This window comes from Parasynechococcus sp., assembly GCF_042954245.1.
Lineage (GTDB): Bacteria > Cyanobacteriota > Cyanobacteriia > PCC-6307 > Cyanobiaceae > Parasynechococcus.
This window is the reverse complement of sequence record NZ_JBGKDP010000162.1, coordinates 1-5,284: the sequence shown is the minus strand read 5'-3', so window position 1 is coordinate 5,284 and position 5,284 is coordinate 1. Positions and strand designations below refer to the sequence as shown.

8 protein-coding genes are annotated in these 5,284 nt (G+C 53.9%); 5 read left to right on the top strand and 3 right to left on the bottom strand.

Going from position 1 to position 5,284, the window contains the following annotated elements; genetic code table 11:
• The 4 genes from ACGVJ8_RS07310 to ACGVJ8_RS07295 form a co-directional block, all read left to right on the top strand.
• On the top strand, positions 1-292 hold a 292-nt coding region (locus ACGVJ8_RS07310), incomplete at its 5' end, for an ATPase, T2SS/T4P/T4SS family (RefSeq protein WP_392346796.1).
• 95 nt (positions 293-387) lie between these two features.
• Entirely contained in the window at positions 388-765 is a 378-nt protein-coding gene (locus ACGVJ8_RS07305) for an ATPase, T2SS/T4P/T4SS family (RefSeq protein ID WP_392346794.1), read from the top strand.
• A gap of 217 nt (positions 766-982) precedes the next feature.
• Complete coding sequence (locus ACGVJ8_RS07300) at positions 983-1,975, top strand: type II secretion system F family protein (RefSeq protein ID WP_392346800.1); 993 nt, start codon at positions 983-985, stop codon at positions 1,973-1,975.
• Positions 1,873-2,148 carry a type II secretion system F family protein gene (locus ACGVJ8_RS07295; RefSeq protein WP_392346798.1) on the top strand — a complete coding sequence of 92 codons (276 nt, stop codon included), beginning with the start codon at positions 1,873-1,875 and terminating at the stop codon, positions 2,146-2,148. The genes ACGVJ8_RS07300 and ACGVJ8_RS07295 overlap by 103 nt, the downstream gene beginning before the upstream one ends.
• Positions 2,149-2,173: 25 nt before the next feature.
• On the opposite strand, the gene ACGVJ8_RS07290 is transcribed toward ACGVJ8_RS07295, so the two are convergent.
• The 3 genes from ACGVJ8_RS07290 to folK are packed head-to-tail and all read right to left on the bottom strand — an operon-like array spanning position 2,174 to position 4,674.
• Entirely contained in the window at positions 2,174-3,607 is a 1,434-nt protein-coding gene (locus tag ACGVJ8_RS07290) for an FAD-binding domain-containing protein (RefSeq protein ID WP_392346792.1), read from the bottom strand.
• Positions 3,604-4,167, bottom strand: a complete 564-nt coding sequence (locus ACGVJ8_RS07285) for an NUDIX hydrolase (protein ID WP_392346790.1) — start codon at positions 4,165-4,167, stop codon at positions 3,604-3,606. Before ACGVJ8_RS07285 ends, ACGVJ8_RS07290 begins: the two co-directional genes overlap by 4 nt.
• A gap of 18 nt (positions 4,168-4,185) precedes the next feature.
• Positions 4,186-4,674 carry a 2-amino-4-hydroxy-6-hydroxymethyldihydropteridine diphosphokinase gene (gene folK / locus ACGVJ8_RS07280; protein ID WP_392346788.1) on the bottom strand — a complete coding sequence of 163 codons (489 nt, stop codon included), beginning with the start codon at positions 4,672-4,674 and terminating at the stop codon, positions 4,186-4,188.
• Between the two features lie 38 nt (positions 4,675-4,712).
• Here folK and ACGVJ8_RS07275 point away from each other — a divergent pair.
• The coding region (locus ACGVJ8_RS07275; RefSeq protein ID WP_392346786.1) for an ATP-binding protein at positions 4,713-5,284 on the top strand (572 nt) is incomplete at its 3' end.

The window sequence follows — 5,284 nt, the reverse complement described above, 5'->3', positions numbered from 1 at the left end:
AAAATGGCAGCCTTTAAAGAAAAAAGAGTTAGATTGTAGTTATAGATTGGAAAATCTATCTCGTTTTCGACTCAATGTGTTTTTCGATCGCGGAAAAATTGCCTGCGTGATGAGAGCGCTTAGTAGCAAGCTACCCAATTTTTCTGCTTTTGGATTACCCGAAAGCCTCCAGCAACTTTTGAATGACCCTCACGGTCTCATGCTGGTTACTGCACCAACAGGATTAGGAAAAACAACAACTCTGGCAAATTCGATTGACTGGATTAATGCCAATCATTCACACGATTGCTGATCGTTGAAGATCCAATCGAATTTATTTTTAATAACAAAAACTGCCTTGTAAGGTAGCGAGAAGTCAGCGAAGAAACCTCTTCATTTTCTAACGCATTGCGCTCTGCACTTTGGGAAGAGCCTGACATCATATTGGTAGGTGAGATGCGTGATTTTGAAACGATTAGCCTGGCAATTACTGCTGCAGAAACAAGCCACCTCGCCTTGGGTACCCTGCACACATCTTCTGCGTCGCAGACAATAAATCGAATTATTGATGTTTTCCCAACGGCTCAACAACAGCAAATCAGAGTACATCTCTCTGTATCCTTGATAGGATTTATCTCTCAAATACTCTGCAAGACAACAGACAAAAAGAGAAAGCTTACTGCTGAAATCTTGATCAATAACCATGCTGTAAGCAATCTGATACGTAAATCCAAATCTTCACAGATTTACTCCCAGATCCAAGTTGGCGGTAAATTTGGCATGTAGCCCCTGGAGCAAGCTTTTTCCAGCTGGTCGACGAAAGTTTGATCACCAAAGAAGAAGCTTTTCACACATGCAACCGCCCGAATGTACTGACAAGTCTCCTCGATAGTACTCAGCAAAGATGGCCAATTATGACTGCCTGAAAGACAAAAGTCTTCGAGATAGGCTAAAAATAGTCAGAAAAAAATGACCTAGGTCTAATTCCTCATTCACAAGCCCCATAGAAAATAATCTTTCTCCGGGTCAGTCCAGACCTAATCCAAGCCCCATAAACAAAGAGTCTGCTTCACAAGAAAAGCCCCGCCGCGTCAAATCTGGAACCACTCCCGCGCGCAAGTGGTATCCCAAGCCTTCCACAAAAGATCTGGCTATATCAACCAAACAGCTGGCATCAATGATCCGTACTGGCCTACCACTACTGGAAGCTCTCAACATTATCTCCAGCAGCTCTGACAATAAATCTCTCAAAAGTATCTACAAAGAAAACTCGATTGGCATCAGCAAAAGAACAACACTTCTAGACAATCTAGCACTTTATTTAAATATTTTCGATGAGATGTACTTAGCTCTTGTCTCAGCAGTAGAAACTGCAGAAAAGCTACCGGAGGTCTTGGATCGTGAATCAAAGCTGTTGGAATCTCTAGCCAAAATCAAAGGACAAATCAGAAGTGCAATGGCTTACCCGATTGGCATCTCTGTGATCACATTCGTTGTTGTCATCATTACGCTGATCTATGTCATGCCAGTTTTTGTTGAAATGTATTCAAAGTCAGGAGCTGATCTTCCTGACTTGACTCAATTTCTTGTGGATGCTTCCAGTATCATCACTGATCCGATGTTTTTGGTGAAACTCCTACCGATCAGCGTCATCAGTTTTTTCATTATTCGTATTTTATCCAGACAAGAACCGGTTCCCCTATGGAAAGACCGCTTGTTTCTGGAAATTCCAGTTGTTAGTAGTCTTATCATCAAGTCATCTCTGGCGAATTTTTTCAGAACACTCTCATCACTCAACGATGCTGGCGTCCCTATCCTCGAAGCACTTCAAATATCAAAAAGAATATTGTCAAACCTGGTGTTTAAAAATGTGATCACCAAAATATATTATGAATCGAATCCGGGCAACCAATCCACAAAGCTCTGGAAAGAGATAAAATTATTTCTGTCACGTTCACGTCGACGTTTCGGATTGGGGAAGAAACAGGTGGGCTGAGCGAGATGGTGAATAAATTGGCTGATTTTTACGAAGACGAGGTTTCGGAAAGCGTTAAAGCTCTCACATTAATTATGGAACCGCTGATGATTCTCTTTGTTGCAGGAGTTGTTGCCGTCGTGCTCATTGCAATGTATCTACTGATGTTCTTCATGTTTGAGACCATCCAATAAAAAGTTACGCAAATACGATCAATTCCTACGATCGAATCGTTGCATAAAGCACCTTAAATTTTGCCTGCTGCTTCTTGTGATCCACCAACGGTTCGGGGTAGTCGCGCCGTTCTAGGGATCCGATCTCACCACTGAGCAGATCTTTAGTGTTCACATGGCGGAGCTCCGGCACCCACTGGCGGATGTAGTCGCCAGCTGAATCGAACTTGGAGGCCTGGGTGGCAGGGTTGAAGATGCGCAGGGGCTTCGGGTCCATGCCACTGCTGGCGCTCCATTGCCAACCACCGTTGTTAGCGGCCAGGTCACCGTCCACCTCCAGTTCCATGAAGGCGCGCTCGCCCCAGCGCCAGTCACAGATCAGGTCTTTGACCAGATAGGAGGCCACAATCATGCGGCAGCGGTTGTGCATCCAGCCGGTCTGGTTGAGCTGGCGCATGGCGGCATCGATGATCGGCATACCGGTCTGCCCCTCTTTCCAAAAGTCGAACCAGTCCTCGTTGTTGTCCCAGGGAAAGCTGTACCACTGCTCGCGGTGAGGCCCATCCGCCAGTTCCGGGAAATGGAACAGGGCCTGTTGGTAAAACTCGCGCCAGCCCAGCTCCTGCTCCCACACAGCAATGGCCTGCAAGTGCTCCTCGCTGCGGGCTTGATCACGGGAGTTCTGGGCAGCACACCAAGCCTGGCGGGGGCTGAGCGTGCCAACGCTCAAGGCAGCACTGAGGTAAGAGGTGCCGGGAGTCCCGGGAAAATTGCGGTGAGGCTCATAGCCGAACAAAGGCCCATCACAGAAGGTGGTGAGTTGCGCCAGGGCCGCCGCTTCTCCAGGGCGACAGGGGCAAATCTCGGTGCCTTGGAACCCATGGCTGTCCCGCAGAGCGGGCAGGGGATTACCAGCCGGCACCAGCTCCGGCGGCAGATCCACCAAGCCTGACGGCGCTGCAACGGTGGCTGGCTTTTGAGCCAGCACCTGGCCGCGCCAGTTGCGCAGGAAGGGTCCATACACGCGGTACGGATCGCCAGCGCCGGTCTTGAGCAGCTCCGGAGCGATCAGCAGTTGATCCCAATCCACCACCACCCTGCGGCCATCAGCCTGCAGCGTTTTGGCCACCTGGTGGTCCCGCTCACGGGCATAGGGCTCCACATCGCGGTTCCACACCACAGCCTCAGCACCGATCTGCTGCGCCAGCTGCGGCAACACCGCCATCGGGTCGCCCTCTAGCACCAGCAGGCGACTGCCGGCCTCCCGCCAGCGCTGCTGAAGTTCCACCAGACTCTCAATCAGAAACCACTGGCGGGACGGCGCCATCGGCGGCAGATGCTCCGGCGGGTTGATCACCTGGGGATCGAGCACATAAACGCCCGTCACCGCCGGACTGATCTCCGCAGCAGCCACCAATCCAAGATTATCCGCCAGACGCAGATCGCGGCGGTGCCAGAATAGAATCCGAGAAATGGTCATCCAAGGCCGAGAAGCTGCTTGGCGCGGAACCAGGCGGTAACGCTTTTGCCATCGAGCCATTCATCGCCCGATGCCCACGCTGCATCCAGCTGCGCTGGACTCATCAACACCACCTCCAGGTCTTCGTCGTCATCGCCCGCGGGTGGGTTCTCCAAAGGGGTGAGCTGCCGGGCCAGGAAGCAGTGGATCACCTCATCGGAATAGCCAGGGCAAGGCAGCATCGGACTCAGCACATCCCACTGCGCAGCTCTGTAGCCGGCTTCTTCCCCCAGCTCCCGCTCCATCGACTCTAATGGATCTTCGCCTTCTTCAAGCGTGCCGGCGGGGAATTCGAGCAGACGGGCCTGAACTGCGAAGCGGTACTGGCGCAGCAACACCACCTGTCCATCGTTTGTGATCGGCACCGCTAGGGAAGCGCCGGGGTGACGAATCATCCCGAAGGTAGCCTTCACCCCCATCGGCAACTGGATCCGGTTGCTCTCGAAACGGAGCTTGCGGGCATCCACCGCCTCAACGGTGTCCAGCAACTCAAAGGGCTCCGGGGCCGGCAGCGGCGGCATGGGGTAAGGCGAGAAGAGTCACCAGCATGGCGGTTGCGTGCCCTGCATCGCTTGCAGCAGCGGTTCCAGCACGAAACTGCGCAGGTGCAGCCGTGGATGAGGAAGCATCAGGTCAGGGTGCTCAAGACGAAACTCACCCCAAAACAACAAGTCAAGATCCAAGGGGCGTGGTCCCCAGCGCTGTTCCCGTGAACGGTCACGGCCGAAACGCCATTCGAGCCCGTGCAACCGCTGCAGCAATGCCAAGGCCAACGGCTCGGAAGGGAGAAAGATGAGGCCCTTCACCAGCACCACCGCATTGAGATAGTCAGGCTGATCAACCGGTCCGACGGGGGTGGTCTCCACAAGCTGCGACCAGCAGAAGCAGAGCTCTTGACCAGCCCAAAGCCTGAACATTTCCTCCAGTAGAGGCCTCACCATCACGAGAGTCTGACGCGGCGATCCGAGCGTACTGGGCTCGTTCGCCCCCAGCGCCACCGCAACAAAAGGGTCATCGATGAGGGGCATCAGCGAGACTGGCGCGCACGAACGGGCTGAACGCATCCATGGTGGCAACCGGAGTAGCGGTAAAAGACGACCAGGCCACCCGTGCCTTTCCGCTAGCGGCGATCACGGGCCATGGCACGTTGAAGTTGGGCCTTCTGCTGGCAGCCGTGGACCCTGGGTTGGGCGGGGTGGTGATCGCGGGGAGACGCGGCACCGGCAAATCAGTTTTGGCTCGGGGCCTGCATGCCCTGCTGCCCCCCATCGACATCCTCGATGCCGATGGGGGTGTGGGGCGCAACCTCAATCCCCAGAACCCGGATGAATGGGACGACGCCACCCGTGAGCGAATCACAGGCGAAGCACCCTCCACGGTCATTCCCGCCCCCTTCGTACAGATCCCCCTTGGCATCACCGAAGACCGGTTGGTGGGAGCTGTGGACGTGGCCGCTTCACTCTCCAGCGGCAGTGCAGTCTTTCAGCCGGGACTGCTGGCGGATGCTCATCGCGGCGTGCTCTACATCGACGAGCTCAATCTTCTCGATGACGGCATCGTTAACTTGATGCTGGCGGCGGTAGGCAGCGGCGAGAACCGAGTTGAGCGGGAAGGTCTCAGCCTTAGCCACCCCTGCCG

Coding starts and splice junctions, on each gene's coding strand:
- folK (WP_392346788.1), bottom strand. CDS start 4,674: ATGCCCCTCATCGATGACCCTTTTGTTGCGGTGGCGCTGGGGGCGAAC.
- ACGVJ8_RS07285 (WP_392346790.1), bottom strand. CDS start 4,167: ATGCCGCCGCTGCCGGCCCCGGAGCCCTTTGAGTTGCTGGACACCGTT.
- ACGVJ8_RS07290 (WP_392346792.1), bottom strand. CDS start 3,607: ATGACCATTTCTCGGATTCTATTCTGGCACCGCCGCGATCTGCGTCTG.